At 69.4% G+C, this 23,432-nt stretch carries 23 protein-coding genes and 1 pseudogene; 8 read left to right on the forward strand and 16 right to left on the reverse strand.

Annotated elements, in window-relative coordinates:
• Nucleotides 1-2: 2 nt before the first annotated feature.
• Nucleotides 3-1,223 (reverse strand): MFS transporter, encoded by a 1,221-nt coding sequence (locus A37U_RS0116150; protein ID WP_020497689.1) that lies wholly within the window; start codon nt 1,221-1,223, stop codon nt 3-5.
• Between the two features lie 119 nt (nt 1,224-1,342).
• Between A37U_RS0116150 and A37U_RS43980 the strand changes: the two genes are divergently transcribed.
• Nucleotides 1,343-2,854: a prenyltransferase/squalene oxidase repeat-containing protein gene (locus A37U_RS43980; protein ID WP_020497690.1), complete on the forward strand. Its 1,512-nt coding sequence runs from the start codon at nt 1,343-1,345 to the stop codon at nt 2,852-2,854.
• Here A37U_RS43980 and A37U_RS0116160 read toward each other — a convergent pair.
• Both A37U_RS0116160 and A37U_RS0116165 read right to left on the reverse strand, forming a co-directional pair.
• Entirely contained in the window at nt 2,839-4,053 is a 1,215-nt protein-coding gene (locus tag A37U_RS0116160) for a cytochrome P450 family protein (RefSeq protein ID WP_020497691.1), read from the reverse strand. The genes A37U_RS43980 and A37U_RS0116160 overlap by 16 nt on opposite strands.
• Nucleotides 4,050-5,087: a sulfotransferase family protein gene (locus A37U_RS0116165; protein ID WP_020497692.1), complete on the reverse strand. Its 1,038-nt coding sequence runs from the start codon at nt 5,085-5,087 to the stop codon at nt 4,050-4,052. The genes A37U_RS0116160 and A37U_RS0116165 overlap by 4 nt, the downstream gene beginning before the upstream one ends.
• Before the next feature lie 115 nt (nt 5,088-5,202).
• Between A37U_RS0116165 and A37U_RS43985 the strand changes: the two genes are divergently transcribed.
• Entirely contained in the window at nt 5,203-6,228 is a 1,026-nt protein-coding gene (locus A37U_RS43985) for a polyprenyl synthetase family protein (RefSeq protein ID WP_157182861.1), read from the forward strand.
• A 26-nt stretch (nt 6,229-6,254) separates the two neighbouring features.
• On the opposite strand, the gene A37U_RS49730 is transcribed toward A37U_RS43985, so the two are convergent.
• The 5 genes from A37U_RS49730 to A37U_RS0116195 all read right to left on the reverse strand — a co-directional run bounded on the left by A37U_RS49730 (nt 6,255) and on the right by A37U_RS0116195 (nt 12,433).
• Nucleotides 6,255-7,412, reverse strand: coding sequence for an HNH endonuclease (locus tag A37U_RS49730; RefSeq protein WP_020497694.1), 1,158 nt, complete (start codon nt 7,410-7,412; stop codon nt 6,255-6,257).
• Between the two features lie 96 nt (nt 7,413-7,508).
• On the reverse strand, nt 7,509-8,762 hold the full coding sequence (locus A37U_RS0116180; RefSeq protein ID WP_020497695.1) for an amidohydrolase: 1,254 nt from the start codon (nt 8,760-8,762) through the stop codon (nt 7,509-7,511).
• Nucleotides 8,759-9,946, reverse strand: coding sequence for an amidohydrolase (locus tag A37U_RS43995; RefSeq protein WP_020497696.1), 1,188 nt, complete (start codon nt 9,944-9,946; stop codon nt 8,759-8,761). The genes A37U_RS0116180 and A37U_RS43995 overlap by 4 nt, the downstream gene beginning before the upstream one ends.
• A complete protein-coding gene (locus A37U_RS44000; RefSeq protein WP_020497697.1) occupies nt 9,943-11,013 on the reverse strand; it encodes a dipeptidase in 1,071 nt (356 codons plus the stop codon). Before A37U_RS44000 ends, A37U_RS43995 begins: the two co-directional genes overlap by 4 nt.
• A 124-nt stretch (nt 11,014-11,137) precedes the next feature.
• Complete coding sequence (locus A37U_RS0116195; protein WP_020497698.1) at nt 11,138-12,433, reverse strand: MFS transporter; 1,296 nt, start codon at nt 12,431-12,433, stop codon at nt 11,138-11,140.
• Between the two features lie 131 nt (nt 12,434-12,564).
• Here A37U_RS0116195 and A37U_RS0116200 point away from each other — a divergent pair, with 131 nt between their 5' ends.
• The gene (locus A37U_RS0116200) at nt 12,565-13,563 is read left to right on the forward strand and encodes an Lrp/AsnC family transcriptional regulator (RefSeq protein WP_026197275.1); all 999 of its coding nucleotides are present in this window, start codon (nt 12,565-12,567) and stop codon (nt 13,561-13,563) included.
• Nucleotides 13,560-14,339 carry an acetoacetate decarboxylase family protein gene (locus A37U_RS0116205; RefSeq protein WP_020497700.1) on the forward strand — a complete coding sequence of 260 codons (780 nt, stop codon included), beginning with the start codon at nt 13,560-13,562 and terminating at the stop codon, nt 14,337-14,339. Before A37U_RS0116200 ends, A37U_RS0116205 begins: the two co-directional genes overlap by 4 nt.
• Here A37U_RS0116205 and A37U_RS0116210 read toward each other — a convergent pair.
• The 7 genes from A37U_RS0116210 to A37U_RS0116240 form a co-directional block, all read right to left on the reverse strand.
• Nucleotides 14,336-14,758 (reverse strand): OsmC family protein, encoded by a 423-nt coding sequence (locus A37U_RS0116210; RefSeq protein WP_020497701.1) that lies wholly within the window; start codon nt 14,756-14,758, stop codon nt 14,336-14,338. The genes A37U_RS0116205 and A37U_RS0116210 overlap by 4 nt on opposite strands.
• A gap of 77 nt (nt 14,759-14,835) precedes the next feature.
• Nucleotides 14,836-15,303, reverse strand: coding sequence for a MaoC family dehydratase (locus tag A37U_RS0116215; protein WP_020497702.1), 468 nt, complete (start codon nt 15,301-15,303; stop codon nt 14,836-14,838).
• Between the two features lie 29 nt (nt 15,304-15,332).
• A complete protein-coding gene (locus tag A37U_RS44005; RefSeq protein ID WP_020497703.1) occupies nt 15,333-16,400 on the reverse strand; it encodes an NAD(P)/FAD-dependent oxidoreductase in 1,068 nt (355 codons plus the stop codon).
• A 37-nt stretch (nt 16,401-16,437) separates the two neighbouring features.
• Nucleotides 16,438-17,913 (reverse strand): peptide MFS transporter, encoded by a 1,476-nt coding sequence (locus A37U_RS0116225; RefSeq protein WP_020497704.1) that lies wholly within the window; start codon nt 17,911-17,913, stop codon nt 16,438-16,440.
• A gap of 41 nt (nt 17,914-17,954) precedes the next feature.
• Complete coding sequence (locus A37U_RS0116230) at nt 17,955-18,536, reverse strand: helix-turn-helix domain-containing protein (RefSeq protein ID WP_020497705.1); 582 nt, start codon at nt 18,534-18,536, stop codon at nt 17,955-17,957.
• 94 nt (nt 18,537-18,630) lie between these two features.
• Nucleotides 18,631-19,776 carry a galactonate dehydratase gene (dgoD, locus tag A37U_RS0116235; RefSeq protein ID WP_020497706.1) on the reverse strand — a complete coding sequence of 382 codons (1,146 nt, stop codon included), beginning with the start codon at nt 19,774-19,776 and terminating at the stop codon, nt 18,631-18,633.
• Nucleotides 19,773-20,081, reverse strand: a complete 309-nt coding sequence (locus tag A37U_RS0116240; RefSeq protein WP_020497707.1) for a hypothetical protein — start codon at nt 20,079-20,081, stop codon at nt 19,773-19,775. Before A37U_RS0116240 ends, dgoD begins: the two co-directional genes overlap by 4 nt.
• A 111-nt stretch (nt 20,082-20,192) precedes the next feature.
• Here A37U_RS0116240 and A37U_RS51590 point away from each other — a divergent pair, with 111 nt between their 5' ends.
• From A37U_RS51590 to A37U_RS0116260, 4 genes are all read left to right on the forward strand, one after another.
• The gene (locus tag A37U_RS51590; protein WP_020497708.1) at nt 20,193-20,369 is read left to right on the forward strand and encodes a hypothetical protein; all 177 of its coding nucleotides are present in this window, start codon (nt 20,193-20,195) and stop codon (nt 20,367-20,369) included.
• Between the two features lie 197 nt (nt 20,370-20,566).
• Entirely contained in the window at nt 20,567-20,935 is a 369-nt protein-coding gene (locus A37U_RS0116250; protein WP_157182863.1) for a hypothetical protein, read from the forward strand.
• Nucleotides 20,932-22,350, forward strand: coding sequence for a carboxylesterase/lipase family protein (locus A37U_RS0116255; protein WP_020497710.1), 1,419 nt, complete (start codon nt 20,932-20,934; stop codon nt 22,348-22,350). Before A37U_RS0116250 ends, A37U_RS0116255 begins: the two co-directional genes overlap by 4 nt.
• A 15-nt stretch (nt 22,351-22,365) precedes the next feature.
• A complete protein-coding gene (locus tag A37U_RS0116260) occupies nt 22,366-23,193 on the forward strand; it encodes a PhzF family phenazine biosynthesis protein (protein ID WP_083933559.1) in 828 nt (275 codons plus the stop codon).
• 17 nt (nt 23,194-23,210) lie between these two features.
• On the opposite strand, the pseudogene A37U_RS49735 reads toward A37U_RS0116260, so the two are convergent.
• Nucleotides 23,211-23,423: pseudogene (locus tag A37U_RS49735) on the reverse strand (IS110 family transposase); the annotation flags it as partial.
• Nucleotides 23,424-23,432 lie beyond the last annotated feature (9 nt).

Raw genomic sequence — 23,432 nt, forward strand, 5'->3', positions numbered from 1 at the left:
GATCACATCCCTTCGGGGGAATTATGCCGTCCCGGGCTGACCAGGGTCGCGAGCAGGCAGCACGCACCGGCGCCCGCCCAGACCGCCGCCCAGGACGCGCCGTCCGCGAGCACCGGGATCAGCACCGGGGCGAGGAAACCCGCGGCGAACACGGTGGTGTTCTCCAGGCCGAGCGCGGTCCCGGCCCGCCTGGTTCCCGCCATACGCGCGATCTCGGTGTAGGCCACGCCGTGCCAAGCCGAAGCGAGCAACCCACCTGCCGCGAGCGCGGCCACGGTGAGCCCCACGGGCGCCTCGGTGAGCACCGCAGCCCCGGCGAAGGCCACCGTGCTCAGTCCGGCGACCGCCTTGATGTACCCGCGCCTGTTCCCGTGCCGATCGGTGTATCCGCCGCTCCATACCCGCGCGGCCGCCCCGCCCAGCTGCACGATCAGCAGCGTCACCGTGCCGAGCGCGAGATGCGTATGCCGTTGGCTGACAAGGAAAACCGAGGCGAAGGTGGTCACCGCGAACTGCGGGACCGAAAGCAGCCCGCTCGCCGATGCCAGCCGCCACACCGCCCGGCTGCGCAGCGGGGAACCGCCGATGCCGCGCGGTTGCGCGGTGGACTCGGCCGGTTCGTGCAGCCAGGCGAAGGCCGCGGCCGCCGAGGCGAAGCAGAACAGGGCGAGCGCGCCGAACACCGCGCGGAACCCCAGATCACCGGCCAGTACCGGAAGCAGCGCCGCACCGAGCGCACCACCCGCGGGGATCGCGGTCTGCCGGATGCTCATCGCGAATCCGCGGCGATCATCGGGAAACCAGGCCATGACCGCGCGGCCGCTCGAACCGTTCACCGAACCGCCGAGTACCCCGACCAGTAAGAGCGCGGCCGCGAACACCAATGCCGGAGCCCCCGGGGTCAGGACGACCGCCAGCAGCGCCAGTAGGGCGCCGGTACCGAGCAGGCCGGTGAGCAGGGTTCGCCGGTCACCGAGCCGGTCGGTCACCATTCCCCAGGGCACCTCGGAGATCGCGATGCCGAGTAGGATCGCGCCGAGCACCAGGCCGAGTTGTCCCGCGCTGAAGTGATACCTCCCGCGCAGCAGTGGTCCGGTGGCGGGGATTCCGGCGAAGGCGGCCGAGAAACTGGCCTGTGCGGCCACCCCGATGCCGAGGATCAGCCAGCGATGGTGCGCGCCGAATCCGCGGAGCGCAGGGTTCATGTAATGAGTCAGAGTCATAGCTAATGACTCTAGGGTGTTACGTTCGAGCGACGCAAGTACCGATCGGTACCAAGTCGCCGGAACGAAATTCGACGAGGTGGCTGTGCGCACGAGCCGGGGCGCGGTAGGAAGGAACGGTGACCGATGACTTTCGCAGCGCCGCGAACACCCTGTTGCACGAGTCCGCCGCGGATCCCTGGGCCTGGTTGACCCCTTCGGTGTACGAGTGTGCCCGCTTGGTGGCGGACGCACCGTGGCTCGGCGGGCATGCCGAGCGGTTGCGCCACCTGTGCCGGACGGTGACCGCCGACGGCACCTGGGGGCAGGACGGATTCGCGTTCAACGCCACGCTTTCGGCCACCGAGGCGCTGCTCGCGGTTGCCCAGCGGCGGGAACCCGCGGATGAGGTCATCGAGCGCGGCAAGGCCCGCGCGGTGGCCGGGCAGGGCCTGCGTGCGCTGCGCGACTGGCTGGCACCCGGCGGGCGCTACGCGGCCGGGCCACCGGCGACGATCAGCGTGGAACTGATCGTGCCGATGCTGGTGGACCGGATCAACACGCGCCTGGCGGCCGCGGGGGAACCGGAGCTGCCGATGCCCGCGGGGTGTGCCACCGAACGGCTGGCCGCGATCCGGGCGGACGCCGCCGCGGGCCGGGAACTGCCCGCGGACATCTGGCATGCCTGGGAGATCGCCACCCCGGTCGATTCGGCGCACCCCTACGCGGGTTCGGTGAGCTGTTCGGCGGCCGGAACGGCGGGGTGGCTGCGCACCGCATCGGATCCGGGCAGCCCGGCCGCGCGGTTCCTCGAGGAGCTGCAGCGCCACGGGAACGGCCTGGTGCCGGTGGCCGCGCCGATCGACTACTTCGAGCACGCCTGGATGCTGAACACCTTCGTCTGGCACCGGGTTCCGCACGACTGCCCGGAGCGGATCCTGGACCGGCTCGAGTCCGAACTGGGCCCGCACGGGATCGCGGGCGGCAGGGATCTCACCGTGGACGGGGACGACACCGCCGCGGTGGTGAACGCGCTGCTCTGTCATGGGCGCACGGCCGGACTGGACGGGCTGCTGACCTACTGGGCCGAGGACCATTTCCAGATCTATCCCGGCGAATCGATCGCTTCACCGGCCACGAACGGGCACACGGTGAGCCTGCTGCACCGCTATCTCGCCGAGCGCCCCGAGCACGGCGAGCGCTACGGTCCGGTGCTGCGGCGCAATACCGAATGGCTGCTCGACCAGCAGCGCGCCGATGGCAGCTGGTTCGATTTCTGGCACGTTTCCCCGTACTACGCCACGGTGTGCGCGGTCGAGGCGCTTTCCGCGGTGGACGGCGAACCGGCGAAGGCCGCCGCGCGGCGCGCCAGGCGCTGGGTGCTCGATACCAGGCATCCCGGCGGCGGCTGGGGCGTGCGCTGGGTGACCATGGAGGAGACCGCGTACGCCGCACTGATTCTGCGCGGTAGCACCGAAACCGGCGTGGCCGAGGCGCTCACCTGCGCGGAGCCGGTGCTGCGCGATGGGGTGGTGGATGCCGGGATCACCCCGCTGTGGCTGGTGAAGGACTACTTTGCCCCGATCCGGGTGGTCGCCGCCGCGGTGCTGGCCGCGCGGCAGGCCATCCTGACCGGTCAGCGCGGGGCTTGAAGCAGCACCGGCAGAGCTTCGAGCCCCCGCATCAGGGTGCTGTGCCGCCAGGTCAGCTCGCCAGGGGCCACCGCGAGCCGGATCTCCGGGAACCGCTCGAGCAGCATGCCGAACGCGATTTCCGCTTGTGCCCTGGCCAGCTGCGCGCCGATGCAGTAGTGCACCCCGTGCCCGAAAGCGAGATGACCCGTGGTGGCCCGGTCGAGGTCAAGTTCCCGCGGATCGGTGAACCGCTGCGCGTCCCGGTTCGCCGAGAGCAGGGCGACCACCACGAACTCACCCGCGGGAATGCTCGTCTCACCGATCGGCACATCCTCGGTGGTGAACCGGAATGTGGCGAAGTTGACCGGCCCGTCGTAGCGCAGGAATTCCTCGATTGCGGCGGGCAGTCCGGCCGGATCGGCGCGCAGCGCGGCGAGCTGGTCCGGATTGCGCAGCAGGGCGAGGGTGCCGTTGCCGATCAGGTTGACCATGGTCTCGTGCCCGCCCACCAGCAGTACGAACACCATGGCGCGCAGTTCACCCTCGTCGAGCCGATCACCTGCCTCCCGCGCCTCGACCAGCGCGGAGAGCAGATCCTGTCCGGGGGTGAGCTGCTTCTGCGCGATCAGCGCGTCCAGATAGCCGACCATGGCCTCGGAGGCAGCCGCCAGTTCCTGCGCGCCGACCCCGGTGTTGAGCAGTGTCGCGGTCCAGGAACGGAAATCGGCCCGGTCGCTCTCGGGCACGCCGAGCAGTTCGCAGATCACCGTGATCGGCAGCGGATAGGCGAAGCCGTGCACCAGGTCCACCACCTCGCCACGGGGCAAGGCGTCCAGCAGTTCCCCGGCGATCTCGGTGATTCGCGGGCGCAGCTCGGCGACCCTGCGGCTGGTGAACGTCGCACCGACCAGTTTGCGCAGCCTGGTGTGGTCCGGCGGATCGGTGTTGAGCATGTGCGAATTGAGGAACTCGGTGATCACCGGGGTCGAGTTCGTCTCCTCCGCCTGCCGCGCGGACAGTTCCTGCTGGCGTACGGAATCCTTGCGCAGCCGGGGATCCGCCAGTGCGGCCCGGGCGTCGGCATAGCGGCTGACGATCCACACCCGCAGCCCGTGCGGCAGCAGCGCGGGGGCGACCGGCTGCTCGGCGCGCAGCCGGTCGTAGAGCTGATAGGGGTCCTGCAGGAATTGTTCGCCGAGCCGGATCGGTTCGGTCACGGGGCCACCTCCCTACGTTGGGCTTGCAGGGCACGCCTGCCGGGTTCGCAGAGCTCACGCAGCCGGTCGAGCTCCTCCGCGGGAAGGGCGGCCGCCCCGCCGACCCGGTTCCGGTCGAGCAGTCGTTCGGCGGTGGCCAGCCAGCTGGGATCCGGTTCGACATCCAGGAAAGCGGCGAGCCGCGCGAGTTCTGCGCGTGGGTGCGCGACCAGGTCCTCGTATCCGATCGTGCACCGCCGTTCGGCCGGTAGCTCGGCGAGGCCGGTGACCGCGTCCCGGATCTGCGCGGTCCACAGCTCGGCGAATTCGGCCAGCGGGATCGGTTGTTCGAGCACGGCCGGGTCGAACCGGTCCGGCAGCACCTTGGCCAGTTCCGGCGGGAGCGCGGCCACATCGGCGGGGCGCAGCTCCGGAATGGCGCGCGCCCCGGTCAGCGCCTTGATCCGGTTCTCGAGCACCACCAGGCGGAATCCCGGGTGCCTGCTCATGGAGAGCGCGCAGTCCGGCCCCTCCCGGAACATGTGCACCAGCCGCGCGGCAGGGAAGCGGTCGGCGAGGGTGCCGATCCACTGCAGCGAGAACCCGGAGCGCTCCACCACGGCGGTGCGCCCGAAACGCCGGCCCAGCAGGGCGAACAGGGCCGCGTAGTGCTCGGTGACCGGGCGGGCGGGCCAGCTCGGTATCTGCTCGGCGAGCTCGTCGAACAGGGCGTCGGGTTCCTCGCTCAGGTGCGGCAGCGCCATCATCGCGATCGCCGGAATGCCGGTCTCCGGACTGAATCGGCCGGGATCCCGCGGATACAGGAACTCCGGAACCCGGCTGCGTTCGCGCGCCATCGCGTCGAAGAACGGGTTCGGTTCGGCGAGCAGCCGCCAGAATTCGGCCCCGGTCAGGGGTCCAGGGGGAAAGGTTCCCGGCGCCAGCGAGGCGAACAGTTCGTTGAGGCTGAGCACGTCCGGATGCCCGGCGAGCACCCGGGACAGCGCGGTGGATCCACAGCGCCCGGTGCCCACCACGAAGTTCAGGGAGCGCATGGCGAGGACTCCGTCATGGCTACCTTTCTACCGTCCGGCATCCGCTTTTTGGTGAGACAGCCGGATATTTGTGTGTAGTGTGCGGGATCAGACCGCTACCGCTGGGGAGGCGCCGGTGCCGACCGATTCCGAACACGCAGAGCGACAGATCCGGTTGTTGTCCGGGCAGGTCGAACAGACCATGGCGGAACTGGTCGCCGAATACACCAGCGAACACGGTCAGTTGCGCGCCATCGTGCCCACCGTGGTCCGGGAAGCCCGTGCGGACCGGCACGAGTTCGCCCTTCCCCTGCTCGTGCACGGGGCGGAGACCGGTGACCCCGCCGCAGCGGTGCCGATCGCGGCCGTGCACGCACTGTGGTGGCGCGCGGCGAACATCATCGACGACCTCGCCGATGACCAGGCGGGTGAGGCGGCGCGCCGGATCGGACCGGGTGCCACCATGCTGGTCGCGTTCAACTGGGCGTATGTGCTGCCCGCGCGGGTCACCAGCGCGCTGCCGGTTGCCGAACCGGTCCGCAGCGCGCTCACCACCGAGTTCCTGCAGTCCTGCACCGCCGCGACCGAAGGGCAGCTCGCCGACCTGTTCACCGAACCCGGAGAGCTCTCGCATGATCAGGTGCTGCGTACCTACCTGAACAAGAGCAGCGCACCGTACGTGATGGCGAGCGCGATGGCTGCCAGGACCGCGGGCGCCGACGACGCGCGCACCGAGGGGTGGCGGCGGTTCGGCCGCAACCTCGGGTTGCTCGGACAGTTCCGTAACGATCAGGAGGATCTGCAGTCCGGACGGATGGAAGACCTCGCCAACGCCACCCCCACCTTCCACCTCGTCTCACTGCTGAACTCCGGCCACGGTGCCCGCCGCGAACGCGTCCTCGCGCTGCTGCGGCGCGCGCGAACGGACACGCACGCCCGGGAGGAACTGCTGGAGCGGATGCTCGACCCGGAGGTGGTGCGGCCCTATCTCGCGCACATCGAGGGGGTCCGGCACGAGGCCGAGCAGGTCCTCGATGAACTCAGCCTCGACGAGCTCGGCGGCTCCGGCTGTTTCGTGGCCGCGCTGCGCGGACGGGTGCGCGCCGCGGCGACTCCGTGTGAACTGCTGGCGGGTGTGGCGAACCCGGCGGAAGCGAGCTGAGCCGGAATCCGTGGCCGGTTACGGCATCAGCCGGGTGTGCTGGTGTATTCGCGTCCGGTCGGGGTGGTGATGGTGAGCCGCGCGGTGGTGGGGTCGAGTTGGTGTTTCCAGTCGGGCATGCGTTTCAGTTTGTGGTTGATTCGGCAGAGGCCTTGGAGGTTGGCGGGATCGGTGGTGCCGTGGTCTCGGTGCCATTGTTCGACGTGGTCGATCTCGACGATGGGTCGCCTGCATCCCGGAGCGCGGCAATGGCGGTCGCGGATGTGGACGAAATCGCGCTGGCGCCGGGTCGGCCGGTAACGCTTGCGCCCCAGGCCTTGTACCACGCCGGTGTCCGGGTCGGTGAGGACTTTGCGCACCACGTTGTTCGGGTCGGCGAGCAGTTGACGGGCGACGTGCGCGGGGATTTCACCCATTCCGTCGACGATTGCGGTGCTGTTGTTCAGCTGTAGCGCGGTGCCGAGGGGAACGTGCACGTTGACGACCGTGTGTACCGGTGGGTGATCGTCACCGCGTCCGAGGAGTAGGTCGGTGAACACGTCCGCGCGGATTTGTTCCTGGGTGCGCGTATCTCCGCGTTGTCTGATCGCCCGTGCGAGATCTCGGATGCGTGTTTCGCATGCGTGGGAGTCTTCGGCGGGGATCCGGGCGAACACCGTCCCGGTGCCATCCTCCTCATCTTGGAACGACACATACCGGGCGGCACGCGCTTGCGCGAGCCGCTTCTGTTTCGCTGTCGGGTCCAGTGAGTCCGCTATCCGCCGCAGGTAGGCGCGCCAGTCGTGCGGCAGGCCCTGTTCGCGTAAGCGTTGCGCGATCCGCCGGTCCGCGATCGCGGCCAGTTCCGGGGTGAGTGGGCGCAGTACTTCGGTGGCTTTCGACGCGAGAAACGAATCCAGCAACCCCTCACTCATGCAGGACAGTAATTCGGGAAATCGTTCGTGCATCTCGACCGACAATTCGACTGTACCGATCGCCTTACCCCGATAACAACACCAAGCGAGGCGTAGTTCCTCGATCACCGAATCCCGCGCCAGCTCCTCCCCGAACCGTGCCGCCTGCGAGCGCCATAGTTGGTGCACGTCAATCAGGATCCGATGATCCAGCCGTGCCTGCTCGGTCCGATAGGAACACGTGGATTCCACCAACGCGTCCTCGAATTCACGACTCCCCAGTCCGTTCATGCTCCCAATTCTAGCACAATTCCCGTAAGCTGTGTCCGTTCATTTTGAGCGTGCACGGCCATCCGCAGATCCCGGCTGATCCGGGCTGAGGCGCGCTCAGCGTGCTCGGACGAACCGTTCCAGCAGCTCGACGGCGATCGGCAGGCTGCGCTCGTCGATGTCGAAGCGGCCGTGGTGGTGCGGCGCCGGATTGGCTGCCCCCACAAGAAAGTATGCCCCGGTCCCGCCCTGTTCGCGGACCGCGTCGAGCAGCAGGGTGGCGTCGTCGCTCGCGGACATCGGTGCTTCGGCAAGGCATTCGCGCACGCCCGCGGTGGCCTGTGCGGCCGCGGTGATCCCCGCGCACACCGCCTCGTCGTGCACGGCTGCGGTGGCTTTCCCGGTCTCGGCGATTTCCAGCTCGACGCCGTGCATGTGCGCGGCGCCCTCCAAGATCGCCCGCGCGCGCTCGATCAGCTCGGCACAGGCCGCGGTGGTCTCGGCGCGCAGTTCCATGCCGAGTTCGGCGTGTTCGGGCACGATGTTGGCGGCGGTCCCCGCGCGCAGGGTGCCGACGTTGACCCGGGTCGCGATGCCCGGGATCGGTGGCATGGCATGCAAGGCGTTCGCCGCGTGAGTTGCGGCGAGCAGGGCGTTACGGCCCTCGTTGGGGGCGAGCGCGGCATGCGCGGCGCGCCCGGTGAGCCGCACCCGCAGTTTCACCGTGGCGAGCATGCCCCGCGCGGCCGCGGCGACGGTGCCCACTTCCAGGCCCAGCCCCAGATGCAGGGCTAGTATCGTGCCGATTCCGGTGCACGCCCCGGCTTCGACGAGTGCACGGGCCCCGCGCACGCCTTCCTCCGCGGGCTGGAACAACAGCCGCACGGTGCCCGGGAAGTCGGGATCTGCGGCGAGCCTGCTGCCCAGTTCCACCCCGATCGCGGTGTGCCCGTCGTGCCCGCAGGCGTGCATCACGCCCTCCCGCGTCGAGGCGAACCCCTCTGCCGCGGGGAAATGCGCCGCCTCGCCTGCTTCGGTGACCGGGAGCGCGTCCATATCGAAGCGGATCCCGAGCACCGGCCCTGGACGGTTGCCGTGCACTTCGGCGAGGATTCCGGTGCGGCCACCGGAAAGCGTGTCGATCAGCTCCGGTGCGACACCCTGAACAGCGGCCCGTTCGCGAGCGGCGGCGAGCTCGGCCGGATCGGGCAGCCCGGCAAGTCCCTCGACCACGCACACCTGCTCGCCGTAGCACGGTTCAATGCCCGCCGCGCGCAGTTCCCCGATCACCGTGGCCGCAGTGACGATCTCGGTGAACCCGGTCTCCGGATAGGCGTGCAACCGCCTGCGCAGTGCCCGTAGTTCGGTCATCGCGGGTAATCCGGTGCCCTGGTGGCGAAATCCTGCCGTACGTGCGCGAGGAAAACCGGATCGGCGAGCAGATCGGCGCCCGCACAGGCCAGTGCTCGTGCCATCGCGAACATCGAGGTGTGCGCCGAATCGGTCGCCGCGTACTCGGTCATCGCCCGGGAATGGCTCGCCGTTCCCTCCGGCATGATCGCCAGATACGGGTGGATGGCGGGCAGTTCCAGGCTCACGTTCCCGATGTCCGAGGAACCGGTGCCCCCGCGAAGCACCGGTTCGGAGACCGGGATCCCTTGACCGCGAAGGTAATCGGCGACCCGGTAGGCGAGCGGATGGTTGTTCTTGCGCTCGGCGTAGAGCGGTCCGTAGGTCAGCTCCACCTTGGTCCCGGTCGCCGCGGCCGTACCGTGCGCGGCCTCGTTGAAGCGCTCGACTAGTTCCACAACGGACTCGCTGGAGATGTCCCGGATCTGGAATTTCCCGCTGGCGTACTCGGGAACGACGTTCGGCGCCTGCCCGCCCTCGGTGATGACCCCGTGCATCCGCACCGTCTCCGGGACGAACTGGCGCATCGTGTCCATGGCCACGAACAGCTGGATGAGCGCGGCGAGCGCACTGCGCCCGTCCTGCGGGGAACCCGCGGCGTGCGCGGCGATCCCGTGGTATTCCACGGTGATCGACTGCGCGGCGGTGGCGTGCCGGATCGGCACGGTGCGATCGCCGGGGTGGAACATCAGCGCGGCATCGATATCCGCGAACACACCGGCCTCGAGCTCGGTGATCTTGCCGCCCGCACCTTCCTCTCCGGGAGTGCCGATCACGCAGACGGTCCCGTCCAGACCGGCGGCCTGCCGGGCTCGCGCGGCCGCGATCCCCGCGGCCAGGCCGCCGGTGGCGATCAGATTGTGCCCGCAGCCGTGGCCGATGTCCGGGAGCGCGTCGTACTCGCACAGGAAGGCGATGCGCGGGGAACCGGATCCGGACTCGGCGCGGAACGCGGTCGGCAGCTCCGCGATCCCGCGCGTGACCTGGAATCCGTGTTCCTCGAGCAGCCCGGTCAACCGGCCCGCCGCGTACTTCTCGGCGAGCGCGAGCTCGGGATTGGCGTGCAGATCCAAGCTCAGTTCGGTGAGCGCTTTCCGGTTGTCCTCGATGCTCGCATCGATGGCGGTGTGCGCCGTGGCGTTCACCGGACTCCTTCCCATAGGCGTGCGGCATTGCCGCCGACGATCGCGGCGATATCGGCATCGGCCCAGCCGTGTGCGATCAGCCAGGCTGCCGCGTTCGGGATCGCCTCGGCCGGGTTCTCCATTCCGGCGACGAATTCGATGTCCAGCGCGGGCATTCCGCTCGCCGAGGGGCGTGGCCAGCCTGCGGCAGCGTAGAGCCCGAGGTGGTCGCCGAAGAAGGTATCCGGGCCGAGTGCGACGTGCTCGATGCCGATCAGTTCGGCGCAGTATTCGAGGTGGTGCATCACGTCGTCGAGGTCGTGGTCACCGCTGCTCGCCCTGCTGCGGGTGCTGCCCGGCGCGGCCTCGATCCCGATCAGGCCACCGGTCGAGGCGACCGCGCGCAGCACCTCGTCCGGTTTCATCCGCGGGGTCGGCCACACCGTGCGCGCGCCCGCGTGGCTGATCACCAGGGGACGGGTGGCCAGCCGTGCCGCCTCGATGCTCGACCGATCCCCGACGTGCGCGAGGTCCACGAGCATGCCGAGCTCTTCCATGGCGCGCACCGCGCCCCTGCCGACCGGGCTCAGACCGGGATCCGGATCCTGGCCGAGCCCACCGGCGAGCGCGGTACCGGTGTTGTAAGCCAGCCCGGCACACCGGATTCCCGCGCCGTACAAGGCATCGAGGCCGCGCAGCTCGGTACCGATCGGCCCGAGGTCCTCCAGTGCACCGAGTACGGTGGTGTCGGACGTCGCAGCGCCGCTGTTCTGCTGCGCGGTCACCGCGGTTCCGAACGCGACCGCCTCGTCCAGGGTTCCGCCGGCGAGCTTGCTGGCGAACACCGTGGACAGTCCGGTCTCGCCGAGGAACACCTGCCCGGAATCGGCGAACCGAATCCAGCTGCGCTCATTGAGCGGATCGGGCAGCCGCACGGGGTGATCGTGCAGCGAAACCGTTGGCCCGGCGAGGATGTCGGCCAGCCGTTCGCGCTGCCCGCTGCTCAGCTCCGGGGCCGGGGAAGCCACCCGGTCGCGATCGGTGGCCAGCGGGACGACCGGTTGCGGCGGAACGGATCCTTGGCTCATGACACTCCCAACCTGTCGGGGCACGCTGTCGGAGGGGCTCAGCAGCCGACTCATGCCCTCGCTCCCTGGGGGAGCTCGGTGCTTCGCCGAGGACGCTGTATCGATGATTCGCTCGCAAGCTCGCTCATGCCAGGCTCCTGTCCTTGGTCTCGGGCATTCGCCACACCACGACCGTGGTGATCAGCGCGACGGCGATCACGTACACCGGGGCGGCCCAGTTGATGTGCGCGTCCGCGAAGGCCTCCATGATCAGCGGGGCGGTCCCGGCGAACAGCGCCCCGCAGACGGCATACGGCAGCGCGATCCCGACCGTGCGCACCCGCGCGGGGAACAGCTCGGCGTACAGCGGGGTGAGTGTGGCGCTGCTGAACGCCTGCAGCAACAGTCCCGCGGTGCCGATCAGCAACAGATTCCCGAACCCGCCGGTCAGCCCGGTCAGCAGCGGATAGGCGAGCAGCACGGTACCGACGGAATAGATCAGCAGGGTGGGTTTGCGCCCGATCCGGTCGGAGAGGATCGCGATGAACGGCAGCACGACGGCGAACACGGCGAGCCCGATGGTATTGGTCAGCGAGGCCGATGCCTTGTCGATTCCGGTGGTGATGTTGGCGTAGGAGGGCAGATAGGTCAGCCACATGTAGTAGGTGACGAATCCGGAAAGGGAGAGCCCGCCGAGCAGCAGCGCGGCCTTGCGGTGCGCGCCCAGCATCTCGCGCAGCGGGGCGCGCTCCACGGTTCCGCTGCGTTCCAGGTTCTGGTACGGCTCCGGCTCGGCGACCTTGGACCGCAGCCACAGCCCGACCAGCCCGGCGACCGCGCCGATCGCGAACGGGATGCGCCAGCCCCAGTCGTGCATCGCGGTATCGGAGAGCAGTGCGGAAAGGATGGTCACCGAGGCCGAGGCGCCGAGCACCCCGAGCCCGACGCACACCTGCTGGAAGGAGGCGGTGAACGCGCGCCTGCCCGGTTTCGCCCACTCGGTCAGATAGGCGGAGGAGGCGCCGTATTCCCCGCCGGTCGCGATGCCCTGGCCGAACCTGGCCAGGATCACCAGCGCGGGGGCGAGCCAGCCCGCGGCCGCATAGCTGGGCACGACCGCGAACAGCAGGCTCGAGCCGCCCATCAGCAGGATCGTCGCCGCCAGCCCGGATTTGCGGCCTTTGCGGTCCCCATAGGCCCCGAGCACCGCGGCGCCCACCGGGCGCATCAGGAACGAGATCGCGAGTACCGAGAGCGCCGAGATCCGCGAGGATGTGTCGGTTCCGGGGAACAACTGGCCCGCGAAGAACGGGAACATCAGCCCATAGAGCGCCCAGTCGTACCACTCCACGAAATTTCCGATCGTGCCCGCGATAACCGCGCGTGCACGCCTCGATTCCGGTTGCGACCGGGCGGGCCGTGCGAAGAGTCCGGCCGCCATCGTTCCTCCTCGGTTGGTCTTGCGGACTGGCCATGAGCATGCGCTAATGTGGGTGTACATCGCCATAGTCGAAATCACATCGGGAAAGATCGACTATTTGAGTTCAATGATTGAGCGGAAGCGGGCAACTCTTGGGTGAGCGAGAACGACCCGCCGACCCGGTGGACCGGCGCGTCGCGGCCGCGCTCGTGCTGCATCCGCGGGCGAGCTGGGGGCTGATCGCGCAGGTGCTCGGCATTCCGGAATCGACCGTCGCGCGCCGTGGCGCGCGACTGTGCTCACGCGGCGTGGTCAAGGTACTCGGCACCCTGGACGTGATCGCTGCCGGGCGGGGCACCCCGGTGCTGATGCGGGTCTCCTGCACCCCGGGCACCGCGCCGACGGTGGCCGCCGAGCTGGCCGGACGCTCCGAGGTGTGGATGGCGCACCTGCTCTCCGGCACCGTGGACTGCATGGCCGAGGTGGTCGTCGCCGATCCCGGTCAGCTCGCCGAACTCGCCTACGAACGGCTTGGCGGAATGCAGGGGGTGACCGGATCGAGCAGCCACGTGGTGATCCGCCGGTTCGCCACCGCGCACGGCTGGGACAGCGGGGTACTCGGTCAGGACGTGGTGCGCCGGCTGCGCGGCAGCCGCGCGGACCGCTGGGACCACGGTGAGCAGGCAGGCCAGGTCGGCACGCTGACCGAGGTGGACGAGGAGATCGTGGCCGCCCTGCAGGCCGATGGGCGGATGCGCTGGGTGGATGTCGCCGCGCGCGCCGGGGTCATGGAGCGGACCGCACGGCGCAGGGCCGATGAGCTGATGCACCGTGGGCTGCTGCGGATGCGCGCGGTCGTGGATCCCGGCCTTTTCGGGCTCGCGGTGCGCGCGCTGCTGTGGGTGCGGATCGATCCGTCCCGGCTGACCACGGTCGGGCAGGCGCTCGCCGGGCACAGTTCCGTGCTGCTGCTCGCCGCGACGACCGGGGAATTCAACCTGTGCGGGGAGATCGCGGTCCGGGACTACGCGCAGCTCTACGAATTCCTCACCACCGTGCTCGGCGCGCTTCCCGGGGTGCGCGATATCGACCTGACCCTGGAACTGCGCACCCTGAAACGGGCAGGCGAACTGACCGAGGAGCAGACATGACCGTCCCTTCCGCGAGCGCGATGCCCGCGTTCGCCCCGCTCTACGCCGTCGGCACCGAGCGGGCCAGCCTCGACTGGCTCACCGTCGTCTACCGCACCGATGCCGGGGTCGTCGATTCGCTGCTGCCGCCGCCATTGCGCCGCGACGGCGAGGCCGAGGTGCTGATCTGGGTCGCCCGGTTCCTGAGCGCCAGCTTCGAACGCGACGGGGAACTCGTCGGTGAGCTGCCCAGCTATGAACAGGGCGGGGTGTGCGTGCGCTGCTCACGCTCCGGGGAACAGGGCGCGTATCCGCTGGTGTCCTACATCGCCGGCCTCAACCACGGCTTCACCGGGCGGGAACTGTTCGGCCTGCCCAAGAAGCAGGCGCAGCGGGTACTGCTGGACCGCGCCGGGGAGCGCACTTCCGCGGAAATCCTGACCACCGCGGAGATTCCGGTCGTCCGCATCGAGGCCGAGGACACCGGGAAGGCGGCCGAACTCGTGCCGGACTGGTTCACCAATCAGCTCAGCCTCAAACTGATCCCGAGCGCGACCGGGAAGGGCTTCGACGTGAATCACTTGGTGCGCATCCCGTTCGAGTTCTCCGGGCAGAGCGGGGTCACCGGACTGGACGCGCGCGTGGAACTCACCGCGTCCGGCGCCGATCCACTGCACCTGCTTCCGGTGCGCGAGCACGCCTGGGCCGCGCGCGGGCGCACCGAACTGCGGGTCGGCTACGGCACCTATCTGGACCAGGTCACCGAGATCCCCACCCTCGGGGTACCGGGTACCTAATCGCCGTGTGCGTTGACCGGAGTGCCCAGTTCGACGGTGCGCGAGACGGTGCACAACCGCTCGTGTGACTGGGTGATCGCCTGCGGCAGCCGTTCCCGCGCCGCGTCGCCCGCCTCGCCATCGGGGAAGGCCACCTGGAAGTGCACATCCAGATTGGTGACGTGGTTGCCGTGCTCGTCGCGGATCTTGTCCCCGGAGACGGTCACGGTGAAGGATTCGGGTTCGGCGCGCCGCGCGGTGATGAAGTCGACGTCGATCGCCCCGCAACCACCGAGCGCGGCGAGCAGCAGCTCGACCGGGGTGAAGTCGGTGTCTTCCCCGGAACCGAATTCGAGCTGCCCGCCGCGCACATTGCTGGCCCGGTAGCGGCCGAACGCGGTCCGTTCGATGTGCACCGAACGCTTGGTGTCCTCTGCCATGTCTTCTCCTTCGGTTCCGGAGTTTCTTCAGGTCCTGCGGAGCAGGCTGTGTCTATGTCCTGCGCCGCAGGCTGTGTCTATGTCCTGCGCCGCAGGAAGTTGAGCACGATCGCGCTGAACACCGGTTCGCCGTCCGGGGCCAGCAGTTCCGCGCGGGTGCGCACGAGTCCCCGGTCCGGTTTGGAATTCGAGGGGCTCGCCTCCAGCACGGTCACCCGCAGGCGCAGCGAATCACCCGGCCGGACCGGACGCAGCCAGCGCAGTTCGTCCACTCCCGGACCGCCGAGGCTGGCCACGCTGGACAGGTAGTGCGTGGCGAACAGGCGCATCATCAGCGCGGCGGTCTGCCAGCCGCTCGCGATCAGCCCGCCGAACGGTCCGTCCGCCGCCGCTTCCGGATCGGTGTGAAAGGACTGCGGATCGTATTCCCTGGCGAACTCGATGATCTGGGCTTCGTCCACCGAGGCTTCGCCGAACTCGTAACAGGAACCGGGAACGTAATCCTCGAAATAGCGTCCGTGGATAGGGGTGCTGAATTCCGTCATCGTCTCCCTTTCGCCCGCTACCCCGCACCCTAGCCGAGCACCAGTTCGGCGAGCTTGCGCCCCAGAAAGGGCCCGAGGGTGAGCCCGGATGCGCCGAGCCCGGTGGCGTGAAAGACCCCGGGATGCCCGGGGACCGGGCCGAACTGGGGCAGGATTTCCGGGCTCATCGGGCGATAGCCGACCCGGGTCTCGACGTGGGTGGCCGTGCCGAGTCCGGGGGCGATGCCGAGCGCGAACCCGAGCAGCTCGGCCAGCCCGTCCGCGGTGGCCGCGAGTTCGAGCCAGTCGCCCGGTTCCCTGGTCGCCCCGACCACGACCCGGGAGTCGTCGAAGCTGACCATGTAGTGCCCGCCCTCGGGGAGTAGCACCGGCCAGTCCCCGGTCGGCGCCCCGGCAAGGCGCAGGTGCAGGATCTGGCCGCGCTGCTGGCTTCCCGGGAGCGTGGCGCCGAGTTCGGCGAGCAACGGCTGCGTCCACACGCCTGCCGCCACGACCAGTTTCGCGCACCGATGGAATTCGCCGTCCACGGTCACCCCGTCGACCTTGCCGTCGGTCAGCTGCGGTTTCCCGGTACCGCGCACGATGCGGGTGCCGAGCGCGCCCGCCGCCTGGCACAGTGCCGAGCGCAGCAGCCGCCCGTCCACCCGCGCCGCACCGGGAACGTGCACGCCCGCCAGACCGGGGCGCAGCGGGGGAAACAGCCGCGCCGCCTCGCCCGCTTCGAGTTCGGTCACCGCGCCGTGCGCGCTCGCGTCCTCGAGCCGCGGGCGTAGCCGGGCCATGAGCCGGTCCCGGTCCCCGGGCTCGACCGGGCACAGCGCCCCGACCCTGCGGTAGCCGATATCGCCCGCGCCCAGTTCGGCGAGCTCGGCGAGCAGCTCCGGATAGCGTTCCGCTCCCGCGCGGGCCATCCGGTACCAGTGCTCGTCCTCGATCCGGCTCGTCCATGGGCACACGATGCCCGCGCCCGCCGAGGTTGCCCGCCCGTCCAGTTCCGCGTCCACCAGCATGGTGCGCGCACCGGCACGGGCGAGCTCGTATGCGGTCGCCGCGCCGAACACGCCACCCCCGAGCACGATGACCTCGCTTGCGTTCATGCACTTCCTCCTTGTGTTCTGGGCGAAACGAGCGTTCTCAGTGCACGCCTGCCATATTGCGGTGCACCCAGCCGCCGATGGCCAGCATTCCCGTGGCGATGAGCAGTTCCCCCGCACCGTGCGCGAGGAAATAGCCGATCTCGGTTTCCGGGCTGTACAGCTTGACCAGCTGGGCGTTGATGCCCTGAGCCGCGGAGTCGGACATCATCCACAGGCTCATCAGCTGCGCGGCATAGGCGCGCGGTGCGAGTTTCGTGGTCACCGCGAGGCCGACCGGGGAAAGGCACACCGCGCCCGCGAGCAGCACGATGAAGCTGGCCAGCAGCCAGAACGGGCTCGCCGGTGCGCGGGTTCCGTGTAACAGACCCGGAATCGCCATGATCACGAAGGACATCCCGGTCAGTGCGAGGCCGATCGCGAACTTGGTCGGAGTGCGGGGTTGCCTGCTGCCGAGCTTCATCCACAGGAAGGCGAGCACCGGCGCCCAGATCAGCGTGGCGATCGGGTTGATCGACTGGAACCAGGACGCGGGGATCTCGAAACCGCCGATGACCCGGTCGGTGCGCTTGTCGGCGAAGGTGGCCAGCACGGTCGCGCCCTGTTCGTCCACGATCCAGAAGGCCACGGCGGCCACGAACAGCGGGACGAAGGCGCGTACCCTGGATCGTTCCACTCCGCTGATTCGCTTGCTGCGCAACAGAACCACGAAATAGGTCAGCGGGACGAGGATGGCGAGTACCGAGATCAGGTTCACGATCCCGTCCACCGCGAAACCGGTGATCCGGAAGAAGATCAGGGTGACCGCGGCCAGACCGGCGAGACAGACGGCGATCCTGCCGAGCGCCTTGTGTAATTCCGTGCCGTGCAAGGGATGCGGGACCTGCCTGCCCGCGTTTCCCAGCCACCGTGCGCCGAGCACGTACTGGACAATCCCGAAGGCCATGCCGACCGCGGCCGCGGCGAATCCCACGTGGTAGCCGACGGTCTGCCCGAGGGTGCCGACCACATACGGCGCGATGAAGGCGCCGAGGTTGATTCCCATGTAGAACAGGCTGAATCCGGCATCGCGGCGGCTGTCCTGGTCCGCGTAGAGCTCACCGAGCACGCTGGAGGCGTTCGTTTTCAGCAGCCCGGTGCCGAGCACGATCAGCGCCATCGAGATGAAGAACATCGCCAGGCCACCGGGAATGGCGAGTGCGATGTGCCCGCCCATGATGAGCAGCCCGCCGGAGAGGATCGCCAGCCGCGAACCGAGCACCCGGTCGGCCAGCCAGCCGCCGAGCACCCCGGACATGTACACCGCGGCCCCGTAGACCGAGACGATCGAGGCGGCACTCGCGGTGGAGAGCCCGAGCCCGCCGTTGGCCACGTGGTCGTAGAGGTAGTACAGCAGCACCGCACGCATGCCGTAGTAGGAGAACCGTTCCCATGCCTCGGTGAGGAACAGCGTGGCCAGCCCGCGCGGATGTCCGAGAAAGCTCCGTTCGGTCCGGCTGATGTCGTTCCGTAGCACTTTGCGCGCTCCTTTGCGCAGGGTTTCCTGGTGCGCTGGATTCAGAACAACCGCCGGGACACCACCCACAGCGCCTCGGCGGGGCCACCGGGATTGACGAGCGAATGCGGTACGCCCGAGGAAAGATGAATGTGGTCACCGGGATTGAGCTCGAACTCCGCACCGTCCACTGTGAACAGCAGCCGCCCGCTGAGCAGATAGCCGAACTCCTCACCCTCGTGCTGGGTCGGCGGGGCCGGGGTGCTGGTCGGTGCGACCCGCATGAGCAGTGGTTCCATCCCGCGGTCGACGAAGGATTCGGAGAGCACCCGGAAACTGCGTTCCCCGACGACCACATCGGGCCGGTCCGGGCAGCCTTTCGTGCCCACCGCATAGGGTTTCGCCGCCGGGCGCGGTTGCTGCCCGGAGTGCAGCAGCTCGGCGGGATCGATCTCCAGCGCGCGGCACACGGCGAACAGCGAGGTCAGCGAGAGCGAGCAGGAACCCCGTTCGACCAGCGAGAGGAATCCGGGGGACAACTCCGCGGCCGTGGCCAGCTCGCGCAGCGTGTATCCGGCCGCGGTGCGCCGCTGCCGCAGTTCGGCGCCGACGGCAGCGAGGGATCCCGCGAACTCCTCGGACATCCGGCGCTCCGTTCGCTCGTGCGGCAACGACGGTAACCGAATTTAGTGTGGCAAAACTTGTGCGTCAATACTGAACAGTTGCACCGAACAGCAGTCACCACTCGGTGAACGAGCCGTCCGCGTTGCGCCACACCGGATTGCGCCAGCGCGGCCCGTCCTCGGCGGCCTTGCGGACCGCGGCCTCGTCCACCTCGATGCCCAGTCCGGGACCGGTGAGCAGCTCGATGTGGCTCGCGGAGAAGTCGAAGACGCTCGCGTCCACCAGGTAGTCGAGCAGGTCCGAGCCGATGTTGTAGTGGATGCCGAGACTGGTCTCCTGAATGAGCGCGTTGGAACTGGTGAAGTCCACGTGCAGGCAGGCGGCGAAGGCGATCGGGCCGAGCGGGCAGTGTGGGGCGAGCGCGACCCCGTACGCCTCGGCCATCGCGGCGATCCGGCGCACCTCGGAGATCCCGCCCGCGTGGGAGAGATCCGGTTGCGCGACGGCCATCCCGGAACCGAGTACCTCGCGGAAATCCCAGCGCGAATAGAGCCGTTCCCCGGTGGCGATCGGGACCGTGGTGCCCGCGCAGATCCGCGGCAGATCGGCGGTGAGCTCGGGGACGATGGGTTCCTCGACGAACAGCGGATGCAGCGGTTCGAGCAGCCGGCAGGCCTCGCGGGCCAGCGCGGGGGAGAGCCGCCCGTGGAAGTCGATGGCGATGTCGTTCGCGTCCCCGATCGCCTCGCGCACCGCGGTGACCCGCCCGATCAGCGCCTCCAGCTCGGCCTTGGACTCCAGCTGGCGCATCCGCCCGGAGGCGTTCATCTTGATCGCGTCGAAGCCCTGCTCGATGCGCTCGCGCGCGTGATCGGCGATGCGGCTCGGTTCGTCGCCCGCGATCCAGGAATAGGTGCGCATCCGGTCCCGCACCGCCCCGCCGAGCAGTTCGTACACCGGCACCCCGAGCGCCTTGCCCTTGATGTCCCACAGTGCCTGGTCGATCCCCGCGACCGCGCTGGACAGCACCGGCCCGCCGCGGTAGAAACCGCCCTTGCTGAGCACCTGCCAGTGATCCTCGATACGGAACGGGTCCGTGCCGATCAGGTAGTCGGCCAGTTCTCCGACCGCGGCGGCCACGGTGGCGCTGCGTCCTTCGATGACCGGTTCGCCCCAGCCGGTGATCCCCTCGTCGGTGCGCACCGCGAGGAACAGCCAGCGGGGCGCGACGGAGTAGGTCTCGAGTGCGGTGATCTTCATCGGATGCCTTCCCTGTGCGGTCTCGCGCTCCCAGTCTTCCCCGCCGCCGCGCGGGCCAGGACACGGGGCGCCGTTTCCCGCAGCCGCAGCACCGAAACCGCGGTGCCCACCCCGGAAAGCGCCAGGTATCCGGCAAGCCACCACGGGCTGCCGCCGCCGAGGTGCACCAGCATGGTCGCCATGAACGGAGCGGTGCTCGCGAACAGCACGGCGTTCACCTCGCGGGCGAGCACGAGCCCCGTGTAGCGCACCTCGGTCGGCAGCGTCCGGGCGCCGACGAACAGCCAGAACGGGAGCACGAACACCGAGGGGGCCGAGGCCGCGGTGATCGCGATGACCGTGGTTTTCTCCGGGAGCCCGAGCTGCTCGGTGGTGTAGGAGGGCAGGTAGCCCTGGATCGAGTAGGAGGCGACGAGGTGGCCGTTCCCGCGCCGATCATCAGCAGGATCGTGGTTCCGTGCTCGCGCACCACGGTGACCAGCGGCAGTTTGCGCTTCTTCCCCTCGGCGAGCGCCTCGGTGAACTCCGCGCTCTCCACCGAGAGGAACCGCAGCACCAGACCGGCGAGCACCACGAGCACCGAGGCGAGATAGGGCACCCGCCGGCCGGAGTCGAGGAACTGCTCCGTGGGTAGCGAGGAGACCAGCGCCATCGCCTCGGAAGCGCACATCCGGCCTTGGTCGCGGCGAACACGTACTTGGGCTGGAAATCGGGTATTCGCTGCCCATCCCGAGCGCGCCGAGCCGCAATTGCCGGGTGCGCCTGCGCCGGTTCGGGACGCTACGCGCCCGTGGGGTGGGCAGAATGGTCATGCGCGGGGCTCTACGTGTTCGCCGAGTTTCCCGAACAGTTCCTGGACGGGCAGCTCCGGAGTGGATGCGCCACCGGTCATCCTGATCGCCTGGATCCCGCGCAGCAGTGCGAGCCGGTCTCGACCACCAGCGGGCCGATCTTCGGGCGGTTCCCGAAGGCGATGCTCGTCGTGATGAGTGTGGTCGCCGGGAACTGCCAGCGGGCGGCGGAACTCGTTACCGGGCAGGGGATTCCGTGCACCGTCGCGGATTCCTGCCCCATGGTGGCCTCCCTACCGGCATCGGCCCGATCGAGCCTGATCCGGCCGCCGGTCCTGGTCCGCCGGCGCGCTAGAGTCGGCCTGTGAACTTGGCGATCGGTGTGACCGGCGGGCAGGTGCGCGGGCACCGGGCCGGTGCCGGATTGCTTGCCTGGCGCGGTATTCCGTATGCGGCCCCGCCGGTCGGCGCGCTGCGTCTGCGCGCGCCCGAGCCGGTGCGCTCCTGGTCCGGGGTGCGCGAGGCGATCGCGTTCGGGAACCCGGCCCCGCAGCGCAAACGCCGGCACACCAGCGAGGACTGCCTCACCCTCAATGTGCTCGCACCGACCGGCCCGACCAGGAAAGCGCGCCCGGTCGTGGTGTTCTTCCACGGCGGGGCGTATCTGACCGGTACCTCCGCCAGCCCGCTGTACCGGGGCGAGCAGCTGGTCGGCCGCGGCGATGTGGTGTACGTCTCGGTGAACTACCGGCTCGGCGCGCTCGGGTATCTGGACTTCCGGGAACAGGGCTTCGACGCCAACCTCGGGTTACGCGACCAGATCGCGGCGCTGGAATGGGTGCGGGACAACATCTCCGCGTTCGGCGGCGACCCCGGCAACGTCACCGTCATGGGCCAGTCCGCCGGGGGCAATGCGGTGACCACCCTGCTGTGCGTGCCCGCGGCGCGCGGCCTGTTCGCCCGCGGGATCGCGGAGAGCCCGCCGGTCGCCTCCGCGAACGATTCCGGGACCGCGCAGGCCTGGGCGCGGCGCTTCGTGACCGAACTGGGCACCGATCTCGCCTCGGCGCCCGCGGAATCCCTGGTGCAGACGGCGCACACGATGGCGATGCGCGCGGCCGACGAGTTCCCGGGCAGCCGCCCCTTCGCCCCGGTCGTGGACGGGGAACTGCTGCCCGAGGCGCCGCTCGACGCCTTCACGAATGGCACCGCGAACCCGGTTCCGCTGCTGCTCGGCACGAACGCGGAGGAGGGCAGGCTGTTCCCGCTCGTGCTCGATATCGCGCCGAGCAATCCCGCGCGGATCCGCAAACTGCTCGCCCGAACCGATCCGGAAGTGAGTGCCCGGATCCGTGCCGCGTACCGGTCCCGCGGCAGCATCGCGTTCGGCGGGGACGTGCTGTTCCTCGACCCCGCACTGCGCTGCGCCGAGCTGCATTCGGTCACCGCGCCGACCTACTTCTACCGCTACGACTTCGCCCCACGGCTACTCGAACTCGCCCGGATCGGGGCCACGCACGGCACCGAACTGCTCGCGGTGTTCGGCATCGGGGACACCACGCTCGGCCGCGCCACGACCGCGCTCGGCGGACGCAGGGCACTGCGCGCGGTGACCGAGACCGTGCAGCGGCACTGGTTCTCGTTCGCCCGCGGCGGCGCACCGGAAGCCGACTGGCCGCGCTACGCCCCCGCCGAGCGGGGCACCTACGTCATCGACGAACGCAGCCGGGTGCTGTCGGACCCGGATAGTGCCCAGCGCGAGGCGTTCGCCGGATACCGCTAGCTAGACTACTGATCCGTGCGCGAATTCAGCCAAGTAGACGTGTTCAGTGAAGCCCCGCATTCGGGGAACCCGGTCGCCGTCGTACTCGATGCCGAAGGCCTGACCACGGAACAGATGCAGCGGTTCGCGCGCTGGACGAACCTGTCCGAGACGACCTTCGTGCTCCCGCCGGGCGCGCCGGAGGCGGACTACCGGGTGCGCATCTTCACCGTGGACGAAGAGCTGCCCTTCGCGGGGCATCCGACGCTGGGCACCGCGCACGCGTGGAGTGTCGCGACGGGGAACACCGGGCGCGAGACGCTGGTGCAGGAGTGCGGTCTCGGCAATATCGCGCTGCGGCGCACCGAGCACGGTCTCGCCTTCGCCGCCCCGGAACTGCTGCGCTCCGGCGCGGTCGAGGAAGCCACGATCGCGCGTATCGCCGAGGTGCTGGGGATCCCGCGCACCGAGATTCTGGACGCGAGCTGGGCGGACAACGGTCCCGGCTGGGTCGGGGTGCTGCTCGAGGACGCCGACGCGGTGCTCGCACTGCGCCCCGGCGATCCCGGCGAACTGCGCATCGGGGTCATCGCGCCGCACCGGCCGGGCGGGCCCGCGGACTACGAGGTGCGCACCTTCCTGTCCTTCCAGGGCTCACTCGTCGAGGACCCGGTCACCGGCAGCTTCAACGCGGCCGCGGCATGCTGGCTGCTCGGCACCGGGCGGGCCACCGCGCCCTACCTGGCCCGCCAGGGCACGGTGCTCGACAGGGAAGGCCGGGTGTACGTGTCAACCGGGGATGACGGCACGCTGTGGATCGCCGGTGGCACGCTCAGCTGCGTACGCGGGACGGTCACTTTCTAGGGATCCTTCTATGTTCGTCAAGCCGGGCTGATGGCTGGTTCGGCGGAGTTGAGGATCCGGTAGATCTGGTGGGCGAGGTAGCGCTTCAAACAACGACGGATCTCTTTGGTGGTGCGGCCCTCGGCTCGTCGTCGCTCGATGTAGGCGCGGGTTTGTGGGTCGTGTGTCATGCGGGTGAGGACGGCGATGTGCAGGGCCCGGTTCAGACGCCTGTCGCCGCCGCGGTTGATTCCCTAGGC

Origin of the sequence: Sciscionella marina DSM 45152, assembly GCF_000379465.1 — a bacterium.
Classification (GTDB): Bacteria; Actinomycetota; Actinomycetes; order Mycobacteriales; family Pseudonocardiaceae; genus Sciscionella; species Sciscionella marina.

What these genes read in the sequence shown, in the direction of transcription:
- A37U_RS0116150 (WP_020497689.1), bottom strand. Translation starts at nt 1,223, where the DNA reads ATGACTCTGACTCATTACATGAACCCTGCGCTCCGCGGATTCGGCGCG.
- A37U_RS0116165 (WP_020497692.1), bottom strand. Translation starts at nt 5,087, where the DNA reads ATGCGCTCCCTGAACTTCGTGGTGGGCACCGGGCGCTGTGGATCCACC.
- A37U_RS49730 (WP_020497694.1), bottom strand. Translation starts at nt 7,412, where the DNA reads ATGAACGGACTGGGGAGTCGTGAATTCGAGGACGCGTTGGTGGAATCC.
- A37U_RS0116180 (WP_020497695.1), bottom strand. Translation starts at nt 8,762, where the DNA reads ATGACCGAACTACGGGCACTGCGCAGGCGGTTGCACGCCTATCCGGAG.
- A37U_RS44000 (WP_020497697.1), bottom strand. Translation starts at nt 11,013, where the DNA reads ATGAGCCAAGGATCCGTTCCGCCGCAACCGGTCGTCCCGCTGGCCACC.
- A37U_RS0116195 (WP_020497698.1), bottom strand. Translation starts at nt 12,433, where the DNA reads ATGGCGGCCGGACTCTTCGCACGGCCCGCCCGGTCGCAACCGGAATCG.
- A37U_RS0116205 (WP_020497700.1), top strand. Translation starts at nt 13,560, where the DNA reads ATGACCGTCCCTTCCGCGAGCGCGATGCCCGCGTTCGCCCCGCTCTAC.
- A37U_RS0116210 (WP_020497701.1), bottom strand. Translation starts at nt 14,758, where the DNA reads ATGGCAGAGGACACCAAGCGTTCGGTGCACATCGAACGGACCGCGTTC.
- A37U_RS0116215 (WP_020497702.1), bottom strand. Translation starts at nt 15,303, where the DNA reads ATGACGGAATTCAGCACCCCTATCCACGGACGCTATTTCGAGGATTAC.
- A37U_RS44005 (WP_020497703.1), bottom strand. Translation starts at nt 16,400, where the DNA reads ATGAACGCAAGCGAGGTCATCGTGCTCGGGGGTGGCGTGTTCGGCGCG.
- A37U_RS0116230 (WP_020497705.1), bottom strand. Translation starts at nt 18,536, where the DNA reads ATGTCCGAGGAGTTCGCGGGATCCCTCGCTGCCGTCGGCGCCGAACTG.
- dgoD (WP_020497706.1), bottom strand. Translation starts at nt 19,776, where the DNA reads ATGAAGATCACCGCACTCGAGACCTACTCCGTCGCGCCCCGCTGGCTG.